At 69.0% G+C, this 25,982-nt stretch carries 23 protein-coding genes; 11 read left to right on the top strand and 12 right to left on the bottom strand.

Translation table 11 applies throughout. The features are described 5' to 3' along the window. Positions 1-102 precede the first annotated feature (102 nt). Positions 103-888, bottom strand: coding sequence for a TRADD-N-associated membrane domain-containing protein (locus NLX83_RS02810; protein ID WP_254233290.1), 786 nt, complete (start codon positions 886-888; stop codon positions 103-105). A 245-nt stretch (positions 889-1,133) separates the two neighbouring features. Between NLX83_RS02810 and NLX83_RS02805 the strand changes: the two genes are divergently transcribed. Beyond that, entirely contained in the window at positions 1,134-1,421 is a 288-nt protein-coding gene (locus NLX83_RS02805; protein ID WP_254233289.1) for a PIN domain-containing protein, read from the top strand. A gap of 103 nt (positions 1,422-1,524) precedes the next feature. Here the strand turns inward: NLX83_RS02805 and NLX83_RS02800 are convergent, their stop codons facing one another. From NLX83_RS02800 to NLX83_RS02780, 5 genes are read right to left on the bottom strand one after another with little or no spacing between them, the layout of a single operon-like run. Then, positions 1,525-2,514: an ABC transporter substrate-binding protein gene (locus NLX83_RS02800; RefSeq protein ID WP_254233288.1), complete on the bottom strand. Its 990-nt coding sequence runs from the start codon at positions 2,512-2,514 to the stop codon at positions 1,525-1,527. Positions 2,515-2,548: 34 nt separating this feature from the next. Continuing rightward, positions 2,549-3,586, bottom strand: a complete 1,038-nt coding sequence (locus NLX83_RS02795) for an ABC transporter permease (protein WP_254233287.1) — start codon at positions 3,584-3,586, stop codon at positions 2,549-2,551. Next, positions 3,583-4,341 (bottom strand): ATP-binding cassette domain-containing protein, encoded by a 759-nt coding sequence (locus NLX83_RS02790; RefSeq protein WP_254233286.1) that lies wholly within the window; start codon positions 4,339-4,341, stop codon positions 3,583-3,585. Before NLX83_RS02790 ends, NLX83_RS02795 begins: the two co-directional genes overlap by 4 nt. A gap of 2 nt (positions 4,342-4,343) precedes the next feature. Continuing rightward, a complete protein-coding gene (locus NLX83_RS02785; protein WP_254233285.1) occupies positions 4,344-5,405 on the bottom strand; it encodes a class I mannose-6-phosphate isomerase in 1,062 nt (353 codons plus the stop codon). Continuing rightward, entirely contained in the window at positions 5,402-6,385 is a 984-nt protein-coding gene (locus NLX83_RS02780; protein WP_254233284.1) for a LacI family DNA-binding transcriptional regulator, read from the bottom strand. Before NLX83_RS02780 ends, NLX83_RS02785 begins: the two co-directional genes overlap by 4 nt. A 352-nt stretch (positions 6,386-6,737) precedes the next feature. Here NLX83_RS02780 and NLX83_RS02775 point away from each other — a divergent pair, with 352 nt between their 5' ends. From NLX83_RS02775 to NLX83_RS02760, 4 genes are all read left to right on the top strand, one after another. Then, the gene (locus NLX83_RS02775; RefSeq protein ID WP_254233283.1) at positions 6,738-10,037 is read left to right on the top strand and encodes a GH92 family glycosyl hydrolase; all 3,300 of its coding nucleotides are present in this window, start codon (positions 6,738-6,740) and stop codon (positions 10,035-10,037) included. Positions 10,038-10,521: 484 nt separating this feature from the next. Next, entirely contained in the window at positions 10,522-11,250 is a 729-nt protein-coding gene (locus NLX83_RS02770; RefSeq protein ID WP_254233282.1) for an AraC family transcriptional regulator, read from the top strand. A 230-nt stretch (positions 11,251-11,480) separates the two neighbouring features. Then, entirely contained in the window at positions 11,481-13,922 is a 2,442-nt protein-coding gene (locus NLX83_RS02765) for a GH92 family glycosyl hydrolase (protein ID WP_254233281.1), read from the top strand. 94 nt (positions 13,923-14,016) lie between these two features. Then, the gene (locus tag NLX83_RS02760; protein WP_254233280.1) at positions 14,017-14,328 is read left to right on the top strand and encodes a DUF3817 domain-containing protein; all 312 of its coding nucleotides are present in this window, start codon (positions 14,017-14,019) and stop codon (positions 14,326-14,328) included. 248 nt (positions 14,329-14,576) lie between these two features. Here NLX83_RS02760 and NLX83_RS02755 read toward each other — a convergent pair whose 3' ends face one another. Further along, positions 14,577-15,080 (bottom strand): MarR family winged helix-turn-helix transcriptional regulator, encoded by a 504-nt coding sequence (locus NLX83_RS02755; protein ID WP_254233279.1) that lies wholly within the window; start codon positions 15,078-15,080, stop codon positions 14,577-14,579. A 68-nt stretch (positions 15,081-15,148) separates the two neighbouring features. Between NLX83_RS02755 and NLX83_RS02750 the strand changes: the two genes are divergently transcribed. The 5 genes from NLX83_RS02750 to NLX83_RS02730 all read left to right on the top strand — a co-directional run bounded on the left by NLX83_RS02750 (position 15,149) and on the right by NLX83_RS02730 (position 18,557). Further along, entirely contained in the window at positions 15,149-15,451 is a 303-nt protein-coding gene (locus NLX83_RS02750; protein ID WP_254233278.1) for an MTH1187 family thiamine-binding protein, read from the top strand. Between the two features lie 46 nt (positions 15,452-15,497). Further along, a complete protein-coding gene (locus NLX83_RS02745; protein ID WP_254233277.1) occupies positions 15,498-16,382 on the top strand; it encodes an SCO6745 family protein in 885 nt (294 codons plus the stop codon). 66 nt (positions 16,383-16,448) lie between these two features. Then, positions 16,449-16,601, top strand: a complete 153-nt coding sequence (locus tag NLX83_RS02740) for a hypothetical protein (RefSeq protein WP_254233276.1) — start codon at positions 16,449-16,451, stop codon at positions 16,599-16,601. A 325-nt stretch (positions 16,602-16,926) separates the two neighbouring features. Next, the gene (locus NLX83_RS02735) at positions 16,927-17,574 is read left to right on the top strand and encodes a hypothetical protein (protein ID WP_254233275.1); all 648 of its coding nucleotides are present in this window, start codon (positions 16,927-16,929) and stop codon (positions 17,572-17,574) included. Beyond that, the gene (locus tag NLX83_RS02730) at positions 17,571-18,557 is read left to right on the top strand and encodes a tetratricopeptide repeat protein (RefSeq protein WP_374118634.1); all 987 of its coding nucleotides are present in this window, start codon (positions 17,571-17,573) and stop codon (positions 18,555-18,557) included. Before NLX83_RS02735 ends, NLX83_RS02730 begins: the two co-directional genes overlap by 4 nt. A gap of 150 nt (positions 18,558-18,707) precedes the next feature. Here the strand turns inward: NLX83_RS02730 and NLX83_RS02725 are convergent, their stop codons facing one another. From NLX83_RS02725 to glgB, 4 genes are all read right to left on the bottom strand, one after another. Then, positions 18,708-20,147, bottom strand: a complete 1,440-nt coding sequence (locus NLX83_RS02725; RefSeq protein ID WP_254236053.1) for a neutral zinc metallopeptidase — start codon at positions 20,145-20,147, stop codon at positions 18,708-18,710. Between the two features lie 208 nt (positions 20,148-20,355). Then, entirely contained in the window at positions 20,356-20,688 is a 333-nt protein-coding gene (locus NLX83_RS02720) for a hypothetical protein (RefSeq protein ID WP_254233273.1), read from the bottom strand. Between the two features lie 174 nt (positions 20,689-20,862). Next, the gene (locus NLX83_RS02715; protein ID WP_254233272.1) at positions 20,863-22,221 is read right to left on the bottom strand and encodes a neutral zinc metallopeptidase; all 1,359 of its coding nucleotides are present in this window, start codon (positions 22,219-22,221) and stop codon (positions 20,863-20,865) included. A 57-nt stretch (positions 22,222-22,278) separates the two neighbouring features. Next, positions 22,279-24,510, bottom strand: a complete 2,232-nt coding sequence (gene glgB / locus NLX83_RS02710; RefSeq protein WP_254233271.1) for a 1,4-alpha-glucan branching protein GlgB — start codon at positions 24,508-24,510, stop codon at positions 22,279-22,281. A 175-nt stretch (positions 24,511-24,685) separates the two neighbouring features. Here glgB and NLX83_RS02705 point away from each other — a divergent pair, with 175 nt between their 5' ends. Next, positions 24,686-24,994 (top strand): hypothetical protein, encoded by a 309-nt coding sequence (locus tag NLX83_RS02705; RefSeq protein WP_254233270.1) that lies wholly within the window; start codon positions 24,686-24,688, stop codon positions 24,992-24,994. A gap of 442 nt (positions 24,995-25,436) precedes the next feature. Here NLX83_RS02705 and NLX83_RS02700 read toward each other — a convergent pair whose 3' ends face one another. Further along, positions 25,437-25,901 (bottom strand): hypothetical protein, encoded by a 465-nt coding sequence (locus NLX83_RS02700; RefSeq protein WP_254233269.1) that lies wholly within the window; start codon positions 25,899-25,901, stop codon positions 25,437-25,439. Between the last annotated feature and the right edge of the window lie 81 nt (positions 25,902-25,982).

The following is a 25,982-nucleotide window of genomic DNA, read 5'->3' as shown; positions in this document are numbered from 1 at the left end:
CCTGGGACCGAGTGATCGCAGGTGAGCGTATGGACGGCGGCGGTGAAAGAATACGTCCCAAAGGGCAGACGTTTGGCCACCTCAATGGCCGTCCACTGTGGACTATCCGCGGTCGGAGAGCTCCAGCGAGGTCTCGGCTTCCGGCTCGGGCCGCGGCGGCGGGGGAGTGGGCGCCTCGTCGTGGTGCTCGCCGAGGAGGCGGATCACCTCGGCGGGCGAGGCGTCGGGGAACACGGTCTGCAAGGCGACCACCGCGTGCACCCGCTCGCGCCGCCACGGGTCGGCGAGCTGCGTGCTCAGCCGCAGGGTCTCGCGGATCAGCTCGGTGCGGCGGACGTTCACGCACAGCTTCTCGAACTGGTCGGCCGCCTCTCGCGCGGCCAGCGCCGAGATCACGTACAGCAACCCGGCGAAGACCGAGGGGACCGCGCCGGCCAGCGCGGTGACCAGCCCCTGGTTGGGGACGTCGTCGATGGCCAGGAACAGGCCGAGGAAGACGAGCACCAGCCCGACCGCGCCCGCCAGGGTCGAGGCCCAGAAGCTGGTGCGGGCCCTGGTCAGGGCGGCGTGCTGGCGCTGGAGGTGTTCGTCGACCTGCTTCGCGGTGACCTCGGCCTTGTCCGCGAGCAGGCCGAGCCAGCCCTGGTCGACGTGCGGGTCCTCGGCCAGCTCCCGCTGCTTGCGCTTGGCCTTCTGCTTGAGGTCCTGCGCCTGCGCGGTCATCCGCATGCCGTCGAGCAGCGAGCGCTCCCCGCCGTCGAGCGCGGAGCGGCGCACCCGCCACACCGCGTAACCGATGATCGCCACGGCCACGGCGGCCGTCGCCGTACCCAGAATGGCGACTAAGTCACCCGTTGCGTCATCAGCCGCCGCCAGCAGTCGGTGCACGCAGGCGAGCGTAGTAAGCCGTTCGGTGCTCGTGATCGCCTTTTCGGTGGAAAGAGCATCACTCGTTAGCGAGTCGACTCCTGCCACCACGTAACCCCCGGCGACGTCCCCATCCTCCCCGCTCCCCTCCCAGCGGGGTGCGTACCCAATGTGGCATTCGTTTCGTCAGACGTAACCAAAGCCGCATTGGGTCTCTCAGTCCGCGCTGAAGAGGTTGAGGGTTGGAGGTTTGGGGAGCTGTATGCATGCTGTCCACGCGTGGTACTCGTCGCGATGAAGGAGTCCGGGCTGAAGTGGGGTTCCTGCGAGACGTCGCAGATGGGCTGTACACCTTGGTTTCGCTGACGTCGGACGATCTGAACCGCGTGGCGGACCTGGTTGAGAAGTACTCGAACCTCCCGCTCGGAACAGCCGACGCGTCAGTGATCGCGGTGGCCGAGCGGTTCGACGCCACCACGATCGCGACCCTGGACCGCCGACATTTCAACGTCGTCCGGCCGCGGCACGCTCCGGCGTTCACGCTGCTCCCCTGACCGGGAAAGGTCTCGCCCCGGGCGGTCGCGACCACAGGGGTTTGCTGTGGTTTGCGACCGTCCGGGGCGGGGTTGGTGGTACTTGAAGACGCCCGAACCTGGGTCAGCAGGACTGCTTGTAGAAGTACTGGGACTTCGACTGCATGTCCTCCTTGGTCAGCGCGACCAGGTCGGTGGCGATGTCGCGGGTGACCGGCTTGCCCTCGATCGCCGCGATGGCCTGCTGGACGCCCTTGGTGCCGATCGTCGCCGGGTCCTGCGCGATGAGCGCCTGGACGCCGCCGTTTCGCAGGTCGTCGACCTGCTTGGGGCTGGCGTCGAAGCCGACCAGCTTGACCGCGCCCTGCTTGTTCGCGTTGCGCAGCGAGGTCGCCGCGCCCTCACCGGAGTTGAGGTTGGTGGCGAACACGCCGACCAGGTCCGGGTTCGCCGACAGCGCCGCCGAGACGCGCTGCGCGGCGATGGCGGGCTCGTTGTCGGTGTACTGCTGGCCCAGGTACTTCAGGTTCGGGTACTTCGCGATCTCCGCCTCGAAGCCCTTCGCCCTGGCGTCGGTGGTGGAGGTGCCCGCCTTGGTGTTGAGCACCAGGACCGAACCCGTCCCGGTGCCGACGAGCTTGGCCAGGGTCTGCGCGGCCAGCTGGCCACCCTGCTCGTTGTTGGAGGAGATCGAGGACTGCGCGACGGACCTGTCCTCCAGCGCGGTGTCCACCTCGACGACCCTGATGCCCGCGCCGGTGAGCTGCTTCATCGGCGCGGCCAGGGCCTTGTTGTCCGTCGGCGCGATGAGCACGCCCGCGGGCTTGGTGGACAGCACACCGGTGACGATCGGCGACTGGAGGCTGGCCTCGAACTTGTCCGGCTCCTGCGTGCTGAGCTCGTAACCGGACTTCTTCGCCTCCGCCTCGGCGCCGCAGCGCATCGAGATGTAGAACGGCTCCGCCTTCACGCCCGTGATGAGCGTCAGCTTCTTGTTGTTCGGCGCGGTCCCACCGCCACCGGACTCACCGATCTTGCCCCCGCCGCAGGCGGCGAGCACCAGGGTCGCGGCGACGGCGGCGCCGATCCGGACCACGTTCTTGTTGAGCGGCATTGAGAGTCCCACCTTCTCGCACTTCGTTGTGCTGCTACCTGCTGTTGCGCGCTCTCCGCCGCACCTGGTCCAGCCAGACGGCGGCGACGAGCACGATGCTGACCGCGATCGGCTGCCAGTACGGCTGCACCCCGATCACCACGAAGCCCTTCGTCAGCACGGCCGGGATGAACACGCCGATCACCGAGCCGAGCACCGTCCCGACCCCGCCGAAGAGGCTGGTCCCGCCGATCACCACGGCGGCGATCGCGTTCAGGTTGTCGGTGGAGTGACCGGAGATCGTGGTCGTGCCGAAGTAGGCCAGCGACATGAACCCGGCGAGCCCGGCGAGCGCGCCGACGTAGGCGTAGGTCGCGACCAGGTGCCCGGTCACGTTGATACCCACGCGCCGCGCCGCCTCCGCGTTGGAGCCGATCGCGTAGTTGTTGCGGCCGAACCTCGTCGTCCGCAGCAGCCACGCGCCGTGCAGCGCGACCACGGCCGCCAGGATCACCATGTGCGGCACGCCCGCGGTCTGGCCGAAACCCAGCCAGTCGCGCAGCTGCGCGGGCACCGTCCGCACGTCCGAGCCGCCGGTGAGCAGCTGGGCCGCGCCGAGCGCCGCGCCGAAGGAGCCGAGGGTGACGATCAGTGGCGGGATCTTGGCCTTGGCGATCAACAGCCCGTTGAGCAGGCCCCACGCGGCCCCGGCGGCCACGGTGGCCAGCAGGCCGACCGCGATCACCCCCGCGCCCGCGCCGGTGGCGTCGCCGCCCGGGCTCATGCCCTCCATCACCTGCGCGCCAACGACTCCGGCGAAGACCAGCACCGAACCGACCGACAGGTCGATCCCGGAGGTGATGATCACGAACGTCATGCCGACGGTGAGCACCAGCAGCACGGCCGCTTCGATCAGCAGCGTCTGGAAGGTGAACAGGGTGAGGAACGCGTCCGGGCGCATGATGCTGAACACCGCGTAGAGCACCAGCAGGACCAGGCCGGTCCACAGCGTGTTCGCGGAGAACAGGCGCTTGCCGAGGCTCTGCTGCTCGGTGTTGACGGTGGACTCGTAGTCCAAAGTGGACTGACTCATGCCGCCTCCTCCTGGTTCAGTGCACCGGTCATGGCGCCGACCAGGTTCTCCAGGCTCATGTCCGCGTCGGTCAGCCGCGCGACGCGCTTGCCAAGGCGCAGCACCTCGACGCGGTCGGCGACGGCCTGCACCTCCGGCATGTTGTGCGTGATCAGCACGACCGCGATCCCGTTGTCCCGTACGCGTTTGATGACTTCGAGCACCCGTTCGCGCTGTACGACGCCCAGCGCCGCGGTCGGCTCGTCCATGAAGACGACCTTGCTCGCCCACGCGACCGCGCGGGCCACCGCGACGCTCTGCCGCTGGCCGCCGGAGAGCGATCCGATCGGCACGTCGAGGCTTTGCAGCGTCACACCGAAGGTGGTGAACCGCTCGGCGGCCTGCTTGCGCATCTCCGCCTTGTCCAGCATGCCGAGCGCGCCGAGCAGGCCCTTGCGCTTGATCTCCCGGCCCAGGAACAGGTTCGCCGCCGGGTCGAGGTCCGGGGCGACCGCGAGGTCCTGGAACACCGTCTCGATGCCCATCCGGCGCGCGGTGGTCGGCGAGTCGAAGCTGACCCGCTTGCCGTCCAGCACGATCTCGCCCGAGGTCGGCTGCTCAGCCCCGACGAGGCACTTGACCAGAGTGGACTTGCCCGCGCCGTTGTCACCGATCAGCGCGACGACCTCACCGGCGTCGACGGAGAACGACGCACCGCGCAGCGCCTCGACCGAACCGTAGTTCTTGGTGATGTTGTGTGCTTCCAGCAGTGGCATGCCTAGCTCGCCTCCACGTTCTCCGGGGCGGGCGGGCGGCAGCGCACCACGACCAGCCCACCGTCCACTTGGGACGAACCGGCCGAGTGCGGTACGACGAGCGTGTCGCCGCGCTTCACCGGTACCGCGCCACCGTGCTCGGTGCGCAGGGTTCCGTTGCCCTCCAAGGCGACCAGTACGGAGAAACCGGGGTCGAGGTCCACTGCGGAGTCGGCGTGGATGCGCTCGGCCCGGAAGAACGACGCGGCCTGGTCGGTGAACAGCGGCACCACCGGCGATCGCCGGTCAGCGGTGCGCAGCACCAGGTCCTCGACCCGGGTGCCCCAACCGTCGCGGTCGACGCAGGTCAACGCGGTCTCCCAGCCGATCGCCAGGTGCGCGCTCGGATCGCCGGGCTCGGCGAAACCCGTCCACTCCAACAGGACCGAGAAGTCGGTCGGCTGCTGGAGCTCGACGATGAACACGCCCTCGCCGATCGCGTGCGGCAGCCCGGCGGGCACGAACACGGTGTCGCCCGGCTTGACCGGGATCGGGTTCAGCGCGGCGAGCATCGCGTCGGAGTCCTGAGTGGACACCCAGTTCTCGACCGTCGCCGCGTCCACGTCATCGCGGAAACCCGCGTAGACGGTGGGGTTGGGGCCGCTGGTCCCGACGATCACCCACGCCTCGGTCTTGCCGTGGCGGCAGCCGAGGTGGCTGCGGGCGAAGGAGTTGGACGGGTGCACGTGCACCGGCAGCCGCTGGCCCGCGTCGAGCAGCTTCACCAGCAGGGCGATGTCGTCCCCGAGCACCTTCGCGTGGTCGGCCCCGACCCAGGCGGCGGGGTCGGCGCTGACCGCGTCGCGCAGCAGTGTTCCGTCCGGCAGGGTGCTGAGCCCGGCACGGGACTGCGCGAAGAGCGTGGTGATCGAGGCGACCCAGTCCTCCGGGCCCCACTCGGCCGCGTCCGCGGCGCCCCGCAGCTCGGCGATCGCGGCACCGCCCCGGTAGAACCGGTCCGGCTGGTTGGCCGCGAGCGTCACAGGCTTCAGCGCCAACGGTTCAGCCCTGCGAGCAGGCTTCACGGACTTACCTCCCCTGATCCTCTAGCCACCAAGCGGGTCGGCAGAACAACCCGGCGTGGCGGCGAACTGTCACCTTCGAGCCGTGCGAACAGCAGTTCGGCCGCCGCCCGCCCGAGCATCGCCGCGTCGTGCTGCACCACCGAGATCGGCGGGTTCAGCAGGTCGGCCAGCTCGAAGTCGTCGAAGCCGACCAGCGCGGGCCGCGCCGGGCGGTGGTAGAGCGCGCGCAGCATGTGCACGGTGATCCGGTTGTTGCCGCTGACCACCGCGGTCGCCGGATCGGGGCCGCCGAGCACGCGGTCGAGCAGCGCCGCGACCCGGGTCTCGGTGTGCGGCCCCATGAACACCAGGTCTTCGCCGTAGCGGACCCCGGAGCGCGCGCAGCCCTCGCGGAACCCGCGCAGCCGCTCGCTCGCGGTGAAGATGTCCGGGGCGTCGCCGAAGAACGCGATCCGCTGATGTCCTTGCGCCGCAAGGTGTTTGACCGCGTCGGCGGTACCGCCGATATTGTCGACGAGCACGGTGTCCGCGACGACGTCGCCCGCCGGGCGGTCCACGAACACCACCGGCATCCCGGCCTGCATCTCCGGGACGAGGTAGCCGTGCTGCATGCCCGCGGGCACCACGATCAGCCCGTCCACCCGGCGCGCGCAGAACTCCAGTGCCAGTTCGCGTTCGCGGCCCGGGTCCTCGTCGGAGGAGCCCGTCAGCACCTGGCGCCCCTGAGTGCGCGCGACTTCTTCCACGGCGCGGGTGAGCACCGAGTAGAAGGGGTTCCCGACGTCCTCCAGGATCACGCCGAGGGTGCCGGTCGAGGAGCCGCGGCGCAGGTTGCGCGCGGACAGGTTGCGCCGGAAACCGAGCCGCTCGATGGCGGCCAGCACGCGTTCCGCGGTGGCCGGGTGCACGCCCGGCTCGTCGTTGACCACGCGCGAGACCGTCTTGATGCTCACGCCGGCCAGCCGCGCGACGTCGCTCATCGTGGCGCGTCGTACGCGGCGTGACCCGGATCCAGACAACGTTGTCATCGGGGCGAATGGAACATGCCGCCCGAGCGGCTTGTCAACAGGCTTGGCCGAAGTTGTCACGACCGGAGCAACGCGCTGACGGCCTCTGGATCGGTGCGGTCGACAGCTCGAATGACCTTGCGGTGTTACGGCATTCGGCCCATTTCGTGACCTCGCCGAGATAGACCGCCCGGACGGCTCTTGACGCGAACCACACACCCTCCGAAGGGTGTTGACCGCGGAGCCTGCCAGTCGGTGAAGAACCGACAAGGTTGTCAGGCCCGCAGCTTCTGGCAACGATGCCGAACCCAGGAGGCGAAGGGCCTTGAAGAGGAGTTCCCCCGCCGGTCGGCGCCGCTGGCGCGTCCCGGCAGCCCTGACGACCGCGTTAGCCGTGGTACTCGCTCCGCTCACGACCACGACAGCCACAGCCACAGCCGAGCCGGCTCACGAGGACCTGGCCCGCTGGGTCAACCCCTTCGTCGGCACCAAGCCCGGCGGGCCCGACCACGGCACCGGCGGTGGCGCGGGCAACACCTTCCCCGGAGCCGACGTGCCCTTCGGCATGGTCCAGTGGAGCCCGGACACCGTGAAGCACCAGCACGGCGGCTACTTCTACGAGGACAACCGGATCAAGGGCTTCAGCCTCACCCATCTCTCCGGAGCGGGCTGCTCGACCTACCAGGACGTCCCGTTCATGCCGTTCGTCGGCGAGGTCACCACCTCGCCCGCGGTCGACCCGGACCGCTACGTCTCCGGGTTCTCGCACGCCAACGAGAAGGCCACCCCCGGCTACTACGGCGTCCAGCTCGACTCCGGCGCCAAGGTGGACCTGACGGTGACCCAGCGCAGCGGCGCGGGCCGGTTCACCTTCCCCGCCAACCGCCCGGCGACCCTGCTGGTCAACACCTCCGGCTCGATCATGGGCGCCGACGACGCCGAGATCTCCCTCGGCGCGGACGAGATCAGCGGCTGGGCGACCAGCGGCCGGTTCTGCGGCGCGAAGATGAACAAGTACCGGGTGTACTTCCACGCCAAGTTCGACCGGCCGTTCGCCTCGATCGGCACTTGGAAGGACGGTTCCGTCACGCCCGGTCGCACCCTGGAGCGCGGCGGTTCCAAGCCGAAGATCGGCACCAGGATCGCCGACGGGCCCGCCGCGCAGGAGCAGCACCGCGGCGAGGACACCACCGTGTCCGGGCCGGGTTCCGGCGGGTTCGTCACCTTCGCCGACGACGGCAAGCCGGTGAACGTCAAGCTCGGCCTGTCCTTCGTGTCGGTGGACGGCGCCAAGGGCAACCTCGCCGCGGAGAACGGGAACCGCTCCTTCGAGCAGATCTCCGATGCCGCCCGCGCCGCGTGGAACGAGCGGCTGAACACGATCAAGGTCAAGGGCGGGACCGACGCGGAGCGCACGACCTTCTACTCCTCCCTGTACCACGTTTTCGTGCAGCCCAACGTCTTCTCCGACGCGGACGGCCGCTACATCGGGTTCGACGGACGGATACACCGCGTGGACCCGGGGCGCGCGATCTACACCAACCTCTCCGGCTGGGACATCTACCGCTCGGAGATGCAGCTGCTGGCGATGCTCGCGCCCAAGGAGACATCGGACATCACCAGGTCGATGATCGCCTTCGCCGAGCAGGGCGGCTCCTGGGACCGCTGGACGGTCGCCAACAGCTACACCGGCGTGATGAACGGCGACCCGTACCACATCATGGTCGCCAGCGCGTATGCCTTTGGTGCCAAGGACTTCGACGCCCGCAAGGCACTGCTGCTGATGCTCCGCGGTGCGACACAACCGACCCAGGGCTACGTGGAACGGCCGGGACTTGAGGACTACCAACGGTTGGGCTACATCGCCAACGGTGCCAAGGGAGTCTGGGGTCCGCCCGCGACCACGCTTGAGTACACGAGCGCGGACTTCGCGATCGCCGACCTCGCCCGCAGGCTGGGCGACAGCACCGTCTACACGCAGTTCATGCGGCGCGCGCAGTACTGGCAGAACGTCTTCAACCCCGCGTCCGGCTACATCCAGAACCGCAACGCCGACGGGGCTTTCGTCGAGCCGTTCAACCCGGCGAGCCCCGATGGCTGGGTGGAGGGCAACTCCGCGCAGTACACGTGGATGGTGCCGTACAACGCACGCGGTCTCTTCGACGCGATGGGCGGCAACGGTGAGGCCGTGAAGCGGTTGGACTTCTTCTTCAAGAAGCTCAACGCGGGGCCGAAGGAGCCGCACGCGTTCCTCGGCAACGAGCCGATCATGCACTCACTGTGGTTCTACAACTTCGCCGGAGCGCCCCACAAGACGCAGGAGGTCACGCGCCGCGCGGTCAACGACCTGTTCGGCCCCAAGGAGAACGGGTTGATGGGCAACGACGACCTGGGGCAGATGTCCTCGTGGTACGTCTTCGCCGCGATGGGCATGTACCCGGTCATCCCCGGCCGCGCGGAGCTGGTGCTGAACAGCCCGCTGTTCGAAGAGGTCGTGATTTCGCGGCCCACTGGCCAGAAACTCGTCATCAAGGCGCCCGGCGCGGGCACGAAGGTCCCCTACGTCACCGGCGTGAAGTACAACGGCGCCGCGACCGACCACACCTGGCTTCCTGAGTCCTTTGTGGAGCGTGGTGGCACGGTGGAGTTCGCGCTCTCCGCGACGCCGCAGGGCACATGGGGCACCGCGGCCGACTCAGCCCCGCCGTCCTTCCGTGACGGGGAGAACGGCCAGCGCGGCTTCCTCGACCCAGCGCGCGTCGTAGTGGCCGCGGGAGCCAAGGGGGAGACGCGCATCGGAGCGCAGGACTTCTCCGGCAAGGGCGCGAAGGTGCGGTTCCACACCGGTTCTCCGCCGGTCGGACTGAGCGTCAGTCCGGCATCAGGGGAGCTGACCGTGCCCGCGAGCGGGAAGGCCAGCCAGCTCGCGACGGTCACGGTCGCCCAGGGCACGGCCGAGGGCACCTACCGCATCCCGGTGACCTTCACCGCGCCGGACGGCACAGTGCTGTCGAACTCGGCGATCACCGTGTTGGTGGCCCAACCGGGCAGCCTGCGCGCGTCGTTCAACAACGTGGGCACATCCCTGGACAGCCAGCAGTCCGTCGGCAACCTGGACGGCTTCGGCTACAGCTTCTCCAGAGACGCGCTCGCGGCGGGCGGGATCGAAGGCGGTCGCCCGGTCACCGTCGACGGTGTCACGCACTACTGGCCCGGCACGGCGCCAGGAGAGCTGGACAACGTCTTCGCCAACGGGCAGACGGTGAACATCGACAGCCCGGCCGGTGCCACGAAGCTGTCCTTCCTCGGCACCGCCACCAACGGGAAGGCCGTGGGCGCGGTCACTGTGAACTACACAGATGGCACGTCCACCACCGGTGAGCTCGGCTTCACCGACTGGGCCCGCGGTGGCTCCGGAGCCGACCCGCTGGAGTACGGCAACCGCATCGTGCTCCGCATGCCCTACCGCAACACCACGAGCGGGACCTCGCACCACATCGGCGTCCACCTGTACGGCACAGCGCCGATCGCACTCGACCCGGCCAAGCGCGTGCGCAGCGTGACGCTGCCCTCCGCGCTGACCGGCAAGGGCGCGGTGCACGTGTTCAGCATCGCGGCGGGCTGACCCGCGACGGCCCGGGCGCGGTGGCGCGCCTGGGCCGTTCGGCCTATTGGGTTGCAAATGGTCTAAACCTATACGCTTTTGTCCGCCATAAGCGCGGAAAGGTGGACGGAATCGATTACACGGGCATGCGTCACCGGTGTGATGTTGTGCGAGCGGCTTACAACTCGCGGTGGGGGCTACCGCTAACGCGGGTTCGTGTACTAGGTTCGCTTTCATGAACAAGCACTTCGTAAATCCGTAAGTGCGAAGTTCTCCCTCAGGCTCCCGTTGCACGCTGTGCACTGCGGGAACAGGCTGCGGGTCGGGCCGGTCAAGAATGGCGGCGGGATCGGCCCGACCCGCACCCATCGCCTTCGGCGCCCCGTGTGGGCGCCTTTTTTCGTGCGTGTGCAACTTTCACTGGTAATTGGGGAATTCCACTTCCACGTGCGCGATCTGGTGAATAATTAACGGCACTGTCGGTCAGGCGCGTTACCGTAGTCACATGTCTTCGGACTATCGCGAGTGGGCGCCGCACCCCGCGCTCGCCGAGCACGTCCGGTGCCTCTGGGGCAGCCGGGTCCTCGGCGCGCGGCACCGGCAGCGCGTGATCCCGGACGGCTGCGTCGACCTGCTCTGGGCGGACGGTCGGCTGAGCGTCGTCGGTCCGGACACGGAGTGGCGCGATGTGGACGCGGACGGCGGTAGCCAGAACGTCGCCGTGCGCCTGCGCCCCGGCGCGGCCCAGCTGCTGCTCGGTGACCTCGCGCCGCACGAACTCCGGAACACCACGACCGACCTGTCGCTGCTGTGGGGCTCGTCATCCGCCTCGCGGTTGCTGGACGAAGCTTCGACGGGCCCGGTCGGAGCCGCGTTGGAACGGGCGCTCCGCGAGCGGCTGCCGCGCTTCGGCGAGGTCGATCCGCTGGTCCACGCGCTCGTGACGGAACTGGACGCGGGCGCGGGTTCCCTGGCGGAGCTGGATCTCGGGATCACCGACCGCCAGCTGCGGCGGCGCGTGGTCGCGGCGGTGGGCTTCGGCCCGAAGGCGCTGCACCGAATCCTTCGGCTGCAACGGACTCTGCGCCTGGAAACGCACGGTGGACTGGCCGATCTGGCCGTCGCGGCGGGCTTCGCCGACCAGGCCCACCTCTCGCGCGAGGTGCGCAGCCTGACCGGCCGCACACCCAGCGCCTATTTGCCCCTTGTGAACAGGAACGCGAGCGTGGCGTAGAAGAGCACGATCACCAGTCCCGCGCCCACCATGCGGTTGCGCCGGGTCGCCCGGCGCCGCTCCTTCACCACCGACATGCCGTCAACAGTAGTGGACGGCTCGCCGGGGCTGCCGATTGCCTCAAGTGAAAATGTCCTGCGACTTGTCCGTCCGGCGCTGTTGACCGCTTTGTTTGCTCGCCATACGTTGGATGAGAATGTGACGACGTTGTCAGCTCGGGAGGCTGCCGCATGTCCGCGTTCCGATTTCCTCGTGCCGGGCGATTGCTGGCCGCGTTCGTCGTGACAGTGGTGCTGACCTCCTCCGTTGCCCCTGAGGCTGCCGCAGGTCCGGGGCTTTCCGATGCTGATCCGGTGGGCCTGGTGAACACGTTCATCGGTTCCAAGGACGATGGCAACACCTTCCCCGGCGCCTCGATGCCATTCGGCAAGACGCAGATCAGCCCCATCGGTTCGCATTACTCCGGTTGGCGCTACGACGACCCGAAAATCCACGGCTTCGGTCACCTGTTCCTTTCGGGCGCCGGGTGCTGGGAGCAGGGCGGCGTCCTCTCCGTGCTGCCGACCACCGGCTCGGTCGGTCCCGGCTCGCAGCACGCCTTCGACACGACCGTGCCCGCGACCTTCGACCACCACCGCTACGGCGCGCAGTACACGCACGCGGGCGAGGTCGGCACTGCGGGCTACTACAAGACCAGGCTCACCAGTTACGGCGGCATCGACGCCGAGACGACCGCGTCCACGCGCACCGGCGCTGAGCGCTACACCTTCACCGATCCCAGTAACGCCAACGTGTTCGTGAACCTCGGACAGGCCAACGACAAGCACAGCGTCACGTCGAGCTCCGTCAAGGTCGTCGGCGACCGCACGCTCGAAGGCGCCATCGAGACGCTGAGCTTCTGCGGGGGCCGTAGGTACACGACGTGGTTCACCATGAAGTTCGACCAGCCGTTCTCCGCCTTCGGCACGTGGAGTCCGCAGGGTGGTCAGCCCGGTAGTCGCGAGTCGTCCGGCAGCGCGGGGCTGCGCGGTGCGTGGCTCAACTTCGGTGCTCTTCAAGGGAAGTCCGTCACCGCGACCACTGCTGTGTCCCATGTGGACATTGAGGGTGCGCGGAAGAACTTGGCCGCAGAGGGTCTGCGACGCGACGGCGCTCCACTCGGCTTCGACGAGCTGCGCGCGCGTGCGGAGCGGGCGTGGCGGGCCGAGCTGTCCCGCGTGCGCGTCGGCGGCGGGAGTCGTGACGACCTCGTGGTCTTCTACACGGCGCTCTACCACGTGTTGTTGCAGCCGTTGACCGGCAACGACCACGACGGCCGCTATCGCGGATTCGACGACAAGATCCACACAGCGCACGGTTGGACCTACTACGAGTACTACTCGCTGTGGGACACCTATAGGACGCAGAATCAGCTCGTCGCCATGTTCTGGCCGTCGCGCGCGAAGGACATCGCACAGTCGTTGCTCGCCGTGCACCAACAAGGCGGCTGGCTGCCCCGGTGGGCCTACGCGAGCTTCGAGACGAACACGATGACCGGCGACCCCGTTACGCCCTACATGGTCGACCTGTGGCGATTCGGCGCCTTTAAGGGCAAGGAGCGCGAGGCGCTGAACGCGTTGCTGCAGAACGCGAACGGTGTCCCTCCGGCCGCTTCGCAGTTCGAGGGGCGCGCGGGCAACCCGAACTACCTCGCCAACGGCTTCGTCGAGTACGACAAGCGCAAGCCCAAGAAGGGCATGGACATCGACCAGCACCACGGTGGCTCCGCGACCATGGAGTACGCGCTGGCTGACTGTTCTCTGTCCATCATGGCCGGAGCGCTCGGTGCGTCCGCGGAAGCTTCCGCGTTGCGCAAGCGCGGCCAGTCCTGGCGCAACGTTTGGGACCCCACGGTCGCCGATCGCGGCTTCACCGGCTTCCCGCGCCCCAAGGTGCTCGGCGGTGCTTGGTACAGCGACCCCGGCAAGCCCTACACGCCCACTTCCGACCACGGCTTCCACGAGGGCGCCGCGTGGCAGTACCAGTGGCTCGTGCAACAGGACGTCAGTGGCGCGCTTAAAGCCATGGGCGGCAAGGAGGAGACCGCGAAGCGGCTGGACACCTTCTTCGCCTACGACAAGCTCCTCGCCAACCACACCGAGGCCGTGCGCAAGGAGTGGGTCGTCGGGCCCTACGCGTACTACAACCAGTTCCGCTACAACCCCAACAACGAGCCCGACCTGCACGCGCCGTGGATGTACACGCTCATCGGGCAGCCGTGGAAGACCTCGACCGTGACCAGGGCCGCGCAGACGCTGTTCACCAACGCCCCCAACGGAGTCACCGGCAACGACGACCTCGGCACCATGTCCGCGTGGTACGTGTTCAGCGCGCTCGGCATGTACCCGGCGGTCAACGGCACCGGCCAGCTCGTGCTGAGCAAGCCGCGGTTCCCCGTCGCCAGCATCCAGCTGGAGAACGGCAGGCCGTTGGTGATCGCGGCGCCCGGAGTGGACTCGGCGAAGAACCAGTTCGTCAGCTCCGCGCGGCTCGGCGCCCGGCAGCACGACAAGGTGTGGGTCGACTGGGAGCAGCTCTCGCGCGGCCAGGTGCTCACGTACACGCTCACCGAGCAGACGCCGACCTGGGGGACCACCCCCACCGCCCTCCCACCCGCACCCTGCGGCTCCTGACCCCTGGGGGTCCTGGGACCGTCCCGGGCGCTCGGTGATCCAGGGCACGCTCCACACTGGCCTGGTCGATTCGTCCAGGTTTGAGGGAGCGCCCGTGCTGTCCACCCCGGCAGGCAGATTCCGGCTCATCGCGATCGCGGAGGCGTGCTCGTGGATCGGGCTGCTCATCGGCATGCTCTTCGAGCACGTGCTCGAGGTGACCGATCTCGGCGTGAAGATCTTCGGCCCGGTGCACGGCGGGCTGTTCATGATCTACGTGCTCGTGGCCTTCCTGGTGCGCAAGCCGCTCGGCTGGGACAACCGGACCCTGGTGTGGGCGCTGGTCGCCTCGATCCCGCCCGCCGCCACCGTGTGGTTCGAGCGCTGGGCCTCGCGCACCGGCCGCATGGAACCCGTCCGCGTCTAGCCCGGGTCCTGCAAGCCCCCGCCCGCACTCCGCCCACCAAGTAAACTCAGCCCATGCACCCCACCCGCCCGCACACCCCAACCCCCGCGGGCGCCGTCTAGAGAACCCCGTTTCGTACTCATAACGGGAAAAAGAGCGCTCCAAAATCCCGACAAGAGTACGAAACGGGATTTTGGGCTGCGCGGGTGATGTGGCGGGGGAGGGCGCGGGGCATCAGGGCGTTGGGGGCCACTTGTAGGACACGGGCGCTAGCCCGCGAAGTCGCCGGTGGCCTTGCGCACCTTGGCCAGCAACTCGGTCAGCTGCTCGGTCTGCCGCGAGGTCAGCCCGGCCAGGCCGAAGTTCGCGTCCGTGACCGCCTCGGTCGCCGCCTTCATCCGCGTCCGGCCGTCATCGGTGATCGCGACCAGCGTGGTGCGCCGGTCGGTCGGGTGCGGCGCGCGCACCACCAGCCCGTCGGCCTCCAGCCGGTCGACGATGTTGGTCACGCTGGTCGGGTGCAGCTGCAACCGCTCGCCCATCACCCGCATCGGCAGGCTGCCCTGTCGGGAGAAGGTCAGCAGCACCAGCGCCTCGTAGCGGGCGAAGGTCAGCTTGTGCGGACGGAGCGCGCCGTCCACAGCGGACTGAACGATCTGCTGGACGCGCATCACGCTGGTGACGGCGGCCATCGTCTCCGCCGGGCCGATGCGCTCGGCCCACAGTTCGGCGGCGCGCTCGATGGGGTCGAACGGCAAAGATCGGCCTGTCATGGAAAGTCACGCTAGCAGCGCTTTACTGGTCGGTAGCGGATTGTTCGGGAGTAAGGTAGAGCGCAGTCATGCTCGTGTCGTTCAGTGTGAGCCCGCTCGGCGGGGAGTCCAGCAGCGTCAGCGCGGCGGTGGCCGACGCGGTCCGGGTGGTGCGCGAATCCGGTCTGCCCAACGAGACCGGCGCCATGTTCACATCGATCGAGGGGGAGAGCTGGGACGAGGTGATGGACGTGGTGCGCCGCGCGGTGGAGGCGGTGCAGCAGCACGGGCCGAGGGTGAGCCTGGTCCTCAAGGCCGACATCCGGCCGGGCTACACCGGTCAGCTCACCGCGAAGGTGGAACGCGTGGAGGAACACCTCCGGGAGATGTGACCGGCGCCACGCTCCTCGTCGTCCCGCTGGGTGGGATGGTCGAGGGGTGCTGAGCATCGGAACCGTCGAGGAGCGCCGTGCGGCGGCGCGCAGGCTGTGGTCGCTGTTCGAGAACTACCACGTGCCGACCTACTTCACGCCGGAGTCGCGGGCCGCGGCCGACGGGCTCGGCTGCAAGGGCGGCTGGATGGGCTACTTCGCCCAGCGCGCGGCGCCTTTCGGCGAGGCGAGCCCGGAACTGGTGATCGCCACCTTCTACAACTTCCCTCCGCGAATGGTGCACAGGGCGCTGCCGGACGCCTGGGCGCTCGCCGACGCGGAGACGTTCCTGGCCACCCGGCTGGCCGGGGTGGACGGCGCGCTGCGGCGCCTGCTCGGTGCGGAGTTCCTGGCCGGGCCGGAGATCGCCGAACTGGCCGAGCTGGGGCGTGCGGCCGCCGCGGCGGCGCCGATCGTCGGCCGTCCCCTCGCCGCCGCGAACGCCGCGCTGCCCTGGCCGGACCAGCCGCACCTGGCGCTGTGGCACGCGACCACGATCCTGCGCGAGTCCAGGGGTGACGGGCACAACGCCACCCTGGTCGCCGCGGGCCTGGACCCGTGCGAGGGATTGGCGATCTACGCGGCCGACCACGCGGTGACCGAGGAGGCCATGCTCGGGTTCCGGAGTTGGTCGGAGCAGGAGTGGCACGCGGCGATCGATCGGCTCACCGAGCGCGGGCTGATCGAGGGCGGAGCGCTCACCGCAGCGGGCAGGCAGTTGCGCGCGTGGTGCGAGGAGCGCACCGACGACGGCGCGACCCTGCCGTGGCTCGCGATCGGCGAAGAAGCGACGCGGCGCTTCGAGGAGCTGATGCTCCCGATCGCGCGAACGTTGTACGCGGGCAACCCTGTCTTCCACAACAACCGCATGACTCTGCACCTTGTGACGTGATTCGCGGCGTTCGCTCCTGACCTCGCCAGCGAACGCGGTGTCTACCGGCTGGGGGGCGAGGAGCGGGTGTTCCACGGGCGCTTCCACGCGTTCTGCCGCAAGAACGACGGCCGGTGGCGGATCGCGATCGACTACGACTCCGACGAGGGCGGTGCGGTCACCGGCGAGACCTTCGACTCCGGTTCCGAGATCGATGACATCCACGGCTTCGTCGGCTGATTTCCTTTGCCACCATGGCAAAACGTCGCTCAACGGTGAGTGTCAGGGGGTGGCGCTAGCGTGACGAGTCCACATCGGACACGTCACGCGAAGGAGCCCCGATGAGCAACGGCGGCGGAGAAGCGCCCCGGAAAGTACGGAACCCCGGCGGCATATCCCGAAGGACAGAGGCGACCGGGGTCTTCGTCAAAGACTCTACCGGAGTCGTCCCGATGATCAACAACGGCGGCGTGGCGCCCCGGAAAATACGGAACCCCGGCGGCATATCCCGAGGGATAGGGGCGACCGGGGTCTTCGTCAAAGACTCTACCGGAGTCGCCCAGCCATGACAAACCCCACGCTGAACGAGCTGCTGGAGAAGCGCTTCTCGGCGGAGCGACTGGCCCCCTACCGCGCCGCGAACAGGGGAGACCTCGCGGCGGCGCTGGCGCTCTACGAGCGGAACTCCCAGATCGCCGCGGCCTTCTGGAGAACGCTCGGCCACGTCGAAGTGCTGGTGCGCAACGCGATGCACTCCGCGCTCGCGGACTGGACCGGCCGAGCCGACTGGTACGTCCCGCTCGAACAGCTGCTGACCGAGAAGGCGCGGAAGGACATCGCTGCCGCCCAGGTCAGGATCGCCAGGAACGGGCGGGTCGAGACCCCTGGACGCGTGGTCGCCGAGCTGTCGTTCGGGTTCTGGCGGTACCTGCTCGCCGCGAGGTACGAGCGGACGTTGTGGCTGCCGTGCCTGCGCGGTGCGTTCCCCCACCTGAACGGCATGCGCAAGGACGTGCACGACAAGGTCGCCGGGCTGCACGAGCTGCGGAACCGGATCGCGCACCACGAGCCGGTGCACAACCGCCCGCTGCGCCGGTTGCGGGCCGACGCGCTGGTCGTCGCGGAGTGGATCTGCCCCTCCGCACGCGGCTGGGTCGGGGCCGGGTGCTGGGTCCCCGGCGCTGTCGGCGGCGTGTCAGGATGGAGGGCGTGACGAGGCCAGATCGACGCCAGAACGCCGCCCTCTCCGCCGCGCTCGCCGGTGCCGTGGATCTTTCGGCGGTCAAGGCGCGGGCGGAGGCCACCGCCCGCCAGCAGAGCCGTCCCGCCGCCGCGCCCGCCGCACCCGGTGCGGCGCCCGCGACCTCCGGTGAGTGGGTCGTCGAGGTCAGCGAGACGACCTTCCAGCAGGACGTGCTCGAACGCTCCCTCGAGGTGCCGGTCGTGGTGGACCTGCACGCGAGCTGGAGCGAGGAGAGCCAGCAGCTGTCCCCGATCCTGCGGCGGCTGTCCGCGGAGAGCGGCGGGACCTGGATCCTGGCCAGCGTGGACATCGACGCCAACCCGCGCATCGCGCAGGCGTTCGGCGTGCAGTCGGTGCCGATGACCGTGGCCATCGCGGGCGGCCAGGTGCTCGACGGCGTCCCGGGGCTGCAGCCGGAAGCGCAGCTGCGCCAGTGGATCGCCTCCCTGGTCCAAGCCCTGCGGGACCGCCTGCCCGGCATCAAGGCCGCCGAGGAGCGCGCAGCCGCCGGTGGTGGCGCCGCCGACGAGGCCGAGCTGCCGGAGGACCCCCGGTTCACTGCCGCCGAGGACGCCTTCGAGAAGGGCGACTACGCCGCGGCCGAGGCCGCCTACGAGCAGATCCTCTCCGCGGAGCCCGGCAACGAGGACGCCAAGGCCGCGCTGGCGCAGGTGCGCTTCACCGCGCGCGCCGAGCAGGCCGACTCGGGTGCGATCGAGAAGGCGGACGCGAACCCCGACGACGTCGACGCCCAGCTCGCCGCCGCCGACGCGGAGATCGCCGTGCAGCTGGTCGACGAGGCGTTCGCCCGGCTGATCGCGGCCGTGCGCCGCACCGCGGACGAGGACCGCAACCGCGTGCGGCAGCACCTCGTCGACCTGTTCGAGCTGTTCCCCGCGGACGACCAGCGGGTCATGCTCGCGCGCCGCAACCTGGCCAGCGCGCTGTTCTGACCGGGCTGCGCGGTCTTCAAGACCAGCGCACCCCACCTACAACGGTCGCAAACCGCCGCTAACCCCCACAGCTCGAGAGGGGGTTAGCGGCGGTTTGCGGTGGTGCCGAGGGGGGGTCGCGGTACTTGAAGACCGCCCGACCCCGTGGGGCTAGCGGAAGTCCTCGGTGCAGGCGGAGATCCCGTCGAGGAAGCCGACGTGGAACGCCTCGACCCGGGCGAAGCCCGAGGGCACCGGCTTGCCGTCGACGTCCGCGGCCATCAGCGTGTTCTCCGTGAGCAGCTGGGTGACCGCCTCGTCCAGGTCACCGGGGGAGATCCGCAGGGTGCCGATAGGGTTGCGGCCGCCGACCGGGCGCTGCAACAGGCTGCCCGCCCAGTTGCCGACCATGCACGCGGTGCGCAGCCCGGCGACCTCACCGGAGAGCTTCATCCCGACGGCCTTCTGCACGGAGAGCACGTAGCGCGAGGCGATCTCGCCGAACGCCGCGAAGTCACCGATCGCCCGCGCCCGTTCCTGTTTCGCGGGCGCCTTGCCGAGCTGGGCCAGCCGTTCCATGTTCAGCCCCACGGTGTTGCTGCCCTCGCAGTACGTGGCGGCGGACCCGGCGGTGGCGCAGGCGCCGGTGAAGCTGACCTCCGGCGGGGCGGCACCGGTGTCCTTGTGCACCGCCTGGAGGTTCTCCACGATCGCCTTCACGGTCTGCTCGTTGACCGGCAGGTTGCCCTTGTTGTCGTCCTGCTTGGCGAAGCTGTACTCGGTGACCCGCGCGTTGATGTCCTTGACGTCCATGGCGGCGCAGCGCTTCGGGCCCTGGCCGAAGCCGAACTGGAAGGCGGTGACCCGGTCGAAGGCGTTGCCGTGCGCGCCGCGCTTGGTGAACGAGGCCCCGACCTGGTCGCGCAGCGCGAACATGGCGCCGAGGACCTTGCTCAGCCCCTCGCCGGTGGAGATCTCGAAGTGCTCGGCCTTGCCCTCGGCGACGTGCCGGAAGAAGGCGCCGGTGAAGCAGTCCGCCTGCTGCTCGGCGATGATCGTCGGCATGCCGAGCTTGGTGATGCCGCTGCGGTGGCCTACGGCGTGGCCGACCTCGTGCGCCAGCACCGCGACCACGGCCATCGAGCCGTAGTTGTTGCTCAGCATCGGCAGCAGGCCGCCCCGGTCCCAGGCGATCAGGTCCTCGGAGGGGCAGAAGAACGCGTTCTCCACGCCGGCGGTGTTGCTGCGGCACAGCACCATGTTCTTGCCGCCGGAGTCCCAGGACGCGAGCCGGCGCAGCGGTTCGTAGGGCTTGCCGAAGTGGGTCGGGAACTGCTCGGCCCAGTACTTCTGCACGTCGCTGACCGCGTTGATGGCCAGCCGGTCCATCTCGCCGTTGTCGGCGTTGTCCACTGTGACCTGGGCGTCGGCCACGCCCGCGCGCGGGCCGCTGGGGCCCTCGGTGACCTTCAGCCCAGCCGCGCTGCCGGGGTCGACGACCGCGCCGACGCGCTTGGCCTCACCCCTGATCACCGTTGTGCAGCCCGCGGCCAGCAGCAGCGCCGCCAGCAGCGCCGTGACCCGCACCGCCCCTTGTCGAGCCGCCCCCATCAGCACGTGCGTACTCCTTCGCCCACCGCGGATTCGGCCGAACAGCGGCCATCGCCGCCAAACCGTACCTGGCCGTTGCGGTGTGCCGACCGCATACTCGCCGACTCGCGTGTACGCGCGGGGGGCCGGGTGGGTTCCGCGCCGCCCTGCACAGCGCGGAACCCACCCGTCGCAATCCGGGATCAGTGCCCCGGAAGCATTCTTGGAATCAGCCGAATTCGACGCTGGTGCTCTGCACGCTGCTGCGGCACTCGAATCGGTCGCTGCCGGGGCCCGACTGCCAGATACCGGTGTGGTCGGGCTGGAACGAGCAGGCGACCCGCAGGCGCCACAGCTGCTCCTTGCTGGCCGCGCTCGTGCCCTTGCAGTCGGTGCCGCCCGAGGTGTTGAACCACGTGTTGGTGCACGTCAGGCCGTTTCTGGACTGTGCGGTGGTCCCGGAACGGGCCTCGCTGTCCGCTGCGGCGGCGCTGGGGGTGATTCCCGCGAGGAGTGCGGCGGCAGCCCCCGCCGCGCATGCCAGTCTCGCTGCCTTGATCATCGGTGTCCCATTCTCCGCATAATTTGGTAAATCGATTCACGATCGACCGACAGGGAAAGGCTATGTGTCCCGAAAAAGTGGGTCAACGTGCAGACAAGGGGTTTGAAGAGTGTTTTGACCGTGCCTTAAAGGGGCAGGTGAGAAATACGAAACTGAAACTGATTCCGCGCGGGCTCAGCCGATGCCGCAGGTCTTCGCGCCGCCGAGGACCCCGGCCCGGAACGCCGCGATCCGGTCGAAGCCGGAGGCGATCCCGGCACCCGCGACATCGCGCGAGCCGTAGTCGTAGCCGAGCAGCACCTGGACGGCCTCGTCCAGATCGCCCGGCGCGAGCGTCGCGCTGCCGTCGGCCCCGCGAGAGGCCGCGTCGGTGTAGGCCCCGGCGAGGCAGAGCGCGTCCCGCCCCGCCCCGGCTCCGTCAACGCCGCGGCCGAGCGCGGCCATCGCCGCCAAGCCGTACCTGGCCGCCAGCAGGGCGCCGATCGAGTAATCGCCGATCTGCTCGTGCAATCGCTGCGGTTCGCCCCGGCCGTCGAGCCGGATGGCGTGCTCCGCCACGCAGAACGACGCGGGCCCTTGGCCACCGCAGCTGGCCCCGGAGCCGGTGCCGGGCTTGCTCCACTGTCCGCCGTTGCGCCGGACCAGCGCGCCAAACCACCGGTCCAGCCCGGCGCTGATCGCGTCCACCGACTGCTGGTAGCCGCGCGCCGGCCTGGTCACCGCGCTCTCGCTGACCGTGAACCTGCGGTTCTGCACCGTCATCCCGGCGCAGCGGCGCGGTCCCTCCGCGTACCCGTCCTGGAGCGCGGACGCGCGATCGAAGGCGTTGCCGTGCGTGGCTTCGTCGACGTCCACCGTGTCCACCGGATCACGCAGCACCATCAGCACGCCCATCGCAGTGTCCACATCGGACTGTGTGACGCGCAGGTGCGGTGCCTTGCCCTCCACCGCCCACCGCAGTGTCGCTCCGGCGAAGCAGTCGGCCATAGCCTCCGTGAGGATCGTGGGGTAGCGCTCCGGCTGCTTGCGCAGCTCTTCCGCGCCGATGCCCGCGCGGTGGTGCACCGCGTGCCCGATCTCGTGCGCCAGCACCAGCAGCACCGCGGCGCCCGAGTACTTCGTGTTGATCACAGGGAACAGCGCAGCGCGGTCCCACACCACGGAGTCCACGCTCGCGCAGTACAGCGCGTTGCCTTCGAGCTCACTGGTGTGCGAGGTGCACGGCGGTGGTTTGCCCGCCTGGTCGTTGCTGTCCACGGAGTAGAAGCCGTTGATCGGTTGCCACGGTCTGCCGTACGTGGGCTCGAAGTTCTCGCGCCAGTACTGCTGCACGTCGGTGACCACCGTCGCGGCGAGCTGGTCGATCTCGCCGCCGTCGGTTCCGTTGATGAACGCGGGATTCACGGTCTCCTTGGTGATCCCGACGCGCGCGATCGGTTCGCCGGGAACAGGATTCGTGCAGGCGACGAGCACGCAGACCGCGCCGAGCCCGCACAGGGCACGGCGAATCGCTCTGCTGCCGAACAAGCCCATCCGTCCAGCTTTCCGCATCACCGCGCACAGCGCAGCCCAGTCCAACGGATCAGGTGGCTACTCGCCGCTTTCCAAGAGTTCCGGGGCCGCGTCGAGGTCCGGGGTGTCGGGGACCGCGAGCACGTCCGGGGTCAGCAGCAGCACGCCCGCCGGGGGGAGCTGCAGCACGGCGGAATGGGTGCGGCCGTGCCACGGCTTGGCTTCCGCGCGCACGGAGCCCATGTTGCCGATGCCCGAACCGCCGTAGGTCTCCGCGTCGGTGTTGATCGCCTCGCGCCACACGCCGCCCTGCGGCAGGCCGACGCGGTAGTTCCGGTGCGGGCCGCCGGAGAAGTTCGCGACGCACACCACGGGATCGGCGTCGTCGGCGAGCCGGACGAAGCTGAGCACGTTGCCGCCGGAGTCGTTGGCGTCGATCCACGAGAAGCCCTCGGGCGAGGTGTCCTGCGCGTACATCGCCGGCGCGGACCGGTAGAACGCGTTGAGGTCGCCCATGAGGGACGCGAGCCCGCCGTGCAGCCGCTCGCCGAGCAGGTGCCAGTCGAGCGAGCGGGACTCCGCCCACTCCTGGACCTGACCGAACTCGCCGCCCATGAACAGCAGCTTCTTCCCGGGATGCGCCCACATGTACGCGAGCAGCGCGCGCAGGTTCGCGGCCTTGTTCCAGTCGTCGCCCGGCATCCGGCCCCACAGCGAGCCCTTGCCGTGCACGACCTCGTCGTGCGACAGCGGCAGCGTGTAGTTCTCGCTCCACGCGTACATCAGCGAGAAGGTCATCTCGTTGTGGTGGTAGGAGCGGTGGATCGGCTCGCGCGCCAGGTAGTGCAGCGCGTCGTGCATCCAGCCCATGTTCCACTTGAAGCCGAAGCCGAGACCGCCGAGGTGGGTCGGCCGGGTGACACCGGGCCAGGCGGTGGACTCCTCGGCGATCATCATGATGCCGGGGTGTCGCTTGTAGACGGTCGCGTTCAGCTCCTGCAGGAACCGCACCGCGTCCAGGTTCTCGCGTCCACCGTGGACGTTCGGCAACCACTCGCCGTCGTTGCGCGAGTAGTCCAGGTAGAGCATCGAAGCGACTGCGTCCACCCGCAGCCCGTCGACGTGGAACTCCTCCAGCCAGTACAGCGCGTTGGCGACGAGGAAGTTGCGGACCTCGCTGCGGCCGAAGTCGAACACGAGCGTGCCCCAGTCCGGCTGCTCACCGCGGCGGGGGTCGGCGTGCTCGTACAGCGGTGTGCCGTCGAAGCGGGCCAGCGCCCACGAGTCCTTGGGGAAGTGCGCGGGCACCCAGTCCACGATCACGCCGATGCCGCGCGAGTGCAGGTGGTCGACGAAGTAGCGGAAGTCGTCGGGTGAGCCGAAGCGCGCGGTCGGCGCGTAGTAGGAGGTGACCTGGTAACCCCAGGAACCGCCGAAGGGGTGCTCCGCGACGGGGAGCAGCTCGACGTGGGTGAAGCCGGTCTCGGCGACGTAGTTCGCCAGCTGCTCGGCCAGTTCCCGGTATCCGAGGCCGGGACGCCACGAGCCGAGGTGCACCTCGTAGACGCTCATCGGCGCGGTCGACCAGTCGGTGGCCTCGCGCGTGCTCAGCCAGTCCGCGTCGGTCCACTCGTGGTTGGACTCGGTGACCACGGACGCGGTCTGCGGCGGGACCTCGGTGGCGAAGGCCATCGGGTCGGCCTTCTCGTGCCAGTTGCCGTCCTTGCCGAGGATGCGGAACTTGTACCTGGTGCCCGCGAGCACGCCGGGGAGGAAGACCTCCCACACGCCGGAGGAGCCGAGTGAGCGCATCGGTGTCGCGGCCCCGCTCCACCCGTCGAAGTCGCCGCACACCCGCACGCCCTGCGCGTTCGGCGCCCACACCGCGAATGCCGTTCCCGCGACCGTGCCGCTCGGCGTGTCGTAGCTGTGCGGGCGCGCGCCGAGCACTTCCCACAGGCGTTCGTGGCGCCCTTCACCGATCAGGTGCAGGTCCAGTTCGCCCAGCGTCGGCAGCCAGCGATAGGGGTCGTCGGAGATGTCCACGTGGTCGCCGTAGCGCACGTGCAGCTGGTAGTCCCCGGCTGGCGCGTCCACCAGACCTGAGAACAGTCCGCCGTGGTGCACCTTGTTCAGCCGGTGCTGCTCCCCGTCGACGATCACGAAGACCTCGTCGGCGTGCGGCCGGAGCACCCGGACCGCTGTGCCCCGGGAGTGCGAATGGGCGCCGAGCACCGAGTGGGGATCGTGGTGTGCCCCGCCGAGTAGCCGGTTGATCTCGTCCGCGCTGGGTGCGCTTGCGTCGGGCATGGTCACGTGTACGGGCTTCCCGTTCGCTAGGAGTCGTAATCAGTGTGCCGCCGGTGCACGGTCATCTTAGGGCGGCGCGCGTCATCGGCCAGGACCGAAAAGTCAGCATTGATCTTGGTGTTCGGGAGAGGCTGCGGTGGCAACCGCACCCTTGCAAGACGAAAGGATCATGACGATGACCTCCCTGATGCGACGCGCCGCCGTCACCGCGGCCGTGGTCGGCGCCGCCGCGGTGGCCCCGGTGGTCACGGCCGGGACCGCGCTCGCGGCGAACGCGCCCTCGTGCATCTTCATCACCGCGGAGCCGGTGGGCTGGGTCACCCAGACGTACCACCTGCACAGCAACTGCGCGAGGAAGACGTACAAGGCGTTCGCGGTGTTCAGCAGCGCTGTCGGTCCGTGCCTGACCTTGAAGCCGGGCGATGACTCGCGCGGCTTCAAGGTGGCCAGGACCGCGGACTTCAAGCGCATCGAGCTGTGCTGAACCCAGTCCGGAATCGATAATCCGGTCGTGCGCCGGGCGAGGATCGCGGCGCGCTCGGCGTCCGCCTCGCCGCGAACCGGCTGGCTAGACCTTGACGCTGCCGGTCACAGCAGTGCAGGAGACGTCGGCGACGCCGCGATCGTCGAAGATGAACGTGGCCTTCACGTAGACGGTCGTGCCCTCCACGGGCCACCTCACGCGCTTGTCCGTGTCATCGGACGCGATCTTCCTGGGCTGGGGCTTGAGATCTTGCCAGAGCGATCGCCCTTGTCGCCCGCCGTCTGCGTCGCCTCGCACTCGTTGTACAGGTAGTTCTCGGCGGCTTGGGCGATGGTCGGCACAGAGGCCGTGGCGAGGATCGCGAGAGCCGCGGCTGTTGCCGTGCGGCGGATTCTGGTCATTGTGGATGACATTGAGGCTCCGGGGCGGTGCTGCGGCGGGCTCAGACGGCGATCGATCCCTGGGTGGTGGTGCAGCGGGGGTCACCGCTGTCACGGATGTCGAAGTCAACCTTGATCTTCAGGTCGTAGTAGTACCGCTTGCTTTTCTTCTTGATGGTTTTCGTGTGCTTGTCGGTCGAGTTGGGCGTGATCTTGCTGCGGCCCTTCTTGACGTTGTCCCCCGACTTCCAGTGGTCGATGGTCTTGTCGTCGCCCACCCGCTTGAGCCAGAACTCGACGTTGTTCTTGTTGCCGTCGCTGCCCTTGATGTCCCACCAGTACCAAAGGATGTCCGTGCCGTCGCGCTTGGTGTCGTACCGCACCTCGAACTCGGCGAGAACGTAGGCGCTGACCTTGCACGAACCGGACAGGGAATGTTCCCCGGCCGACGCCTCGGGCGCCATCAGGGTGCTGGCCGCGGTGCTCAGCGCCAGGGCGCACGCGGCGGCGCGCAGCTTTCCGGGCATGTCTTCCTCCGCTGGTCGACCTTCATTTCGGCCTGCTCCGAAATATCCTTGTCGACCCATTCGTTTCGCATCGGTTTGTAT

This window comes from Allokutzneria sp. A3M-2-11 16, from assembly GCF_024213555.1.
Taxonomy (GTDB): Bacteria; Actinomycetota; Actinomycetes; order Mycobacteriales; family Pseudonocardiaceae; genus Allokutzneria.
This window is presented reverse-complemented; position numbering and strand designations above follow the sequence as displayed.

Bases quoted from the DNA above. Each gene is read 5' to 3' on its own strand.
- NLX83_RS02805 (WP_254233289.1), top strand. From the start codon at position 1,134: ATGCTGTCCACGCGTGGTACTCGTCGCGATGAAGGAGTCCGGGCTGAA.
- NLX83_RS02800 (WP_254233288.1), bottom strand. From the start codon at position 2,514: ATGCCGCTCAACAAGAACGTGGTCCGGATCGGCGCCGCCGTCGCCGCG.
- NLX83_RS02795 (WP_254233287.1), bottom strand. From the start codon at position 3,586: ATGAGTCAGTCCACTTTGGACTACGAGTCCACCGTCAACACCGAGCAG.
- NLX83_RS02790 (WP_254233286.1), bottom strand. From the start codon at position 4,341: ATGCCACTGCTGGAAGCACACAACATCACCAAGAACTACGGTTCGGTC.
- NLX83_RS02780 (WP_254233284.1), bottom strand. From the start codon at position 6,385: ATGAGCGACGTCGCGCGGCTGGCCGGCGTGAGCATCAAGACGGTCTCG.
- NLX83_RS02770 (WP_254233282.1), top strand. From the start codon at position 10,522: ATGTCTTCGGACTATCGCGAGTGGGCGCCGCACCCCGCGCTCGCCGAG.
- NLX83_RS02765 (WP_254233281.1), top strand. From the start codon at position 11,481: ATGTCCGCGTTCCGATTTCCTCGTGCCGGGCGATTGCTGGCCGCGTTC.
- NLX83_RS02755 (WP_254233279.1), bottom strand. From the start codon at position 15,080: ATGACAGGCCGATCTTTGCCGTTCGACCCCATCGAGCGCGCCGCCGAA.
- NLX83_RS02750 (WP_254233278.1), top strand. From the start codon at position 15,149: ATGCTCGTGTCGTTCAGTGTGAGCCCGCTCGGCGGGGAGTCCAGCAGC.
- NLX83_RS02735 (WP_254233275.1), top strand. From the start codon at position 16,927: ATGACAAACCCCACGCTGAACGAGCTGCTGGAGAAGCGCTTCTCGGCG.
- NLX83_RS02725 (WP_254236053.1), bottom strand. From the start codon at position 20,147: ATGGGGGCGGCTCGACAAGGGGCGGTGCGGGTCACGGCGCTGCTGGCG.
- NLX83_RS02720 (WP_254233273.1), bottom strand. From the start codon at position 20,688: ATGATCAAGGCAGCGAGACTGGCATGCGCGGCGGGGGCTGCCGCCGCA.
- NLX83_RS02715 (WP_254233272.1), bottom strand. From the start codon at position 22,221: ATGGGCTTGTTCGGCAGCAGAGCGATTCGCCGTGCCCTGTGCGGGCTC.
- glgB (WP_254233271.1), bottom strand. From the start codon at position 24,510: ATGCCCGACGCAAGCGCACCCAGCGCGGACGAGATCAACCGGCTACTC.
- NLX83_RS02705 (WP_254233270.1), top strand. From the start codon at position 24,686: ATGACCTCCCTGATGCGACGCGCCGCCGTCACCGCGGCCGTGGTCGGC.
- NLX83_RS02700 (WP_254233269.1), bottom strand. From the start codon at position 25,901: ATGCCCGGAAAGCTGCGCGCCGCCGCGTGCGCCCTGGCGCTGAGCACC.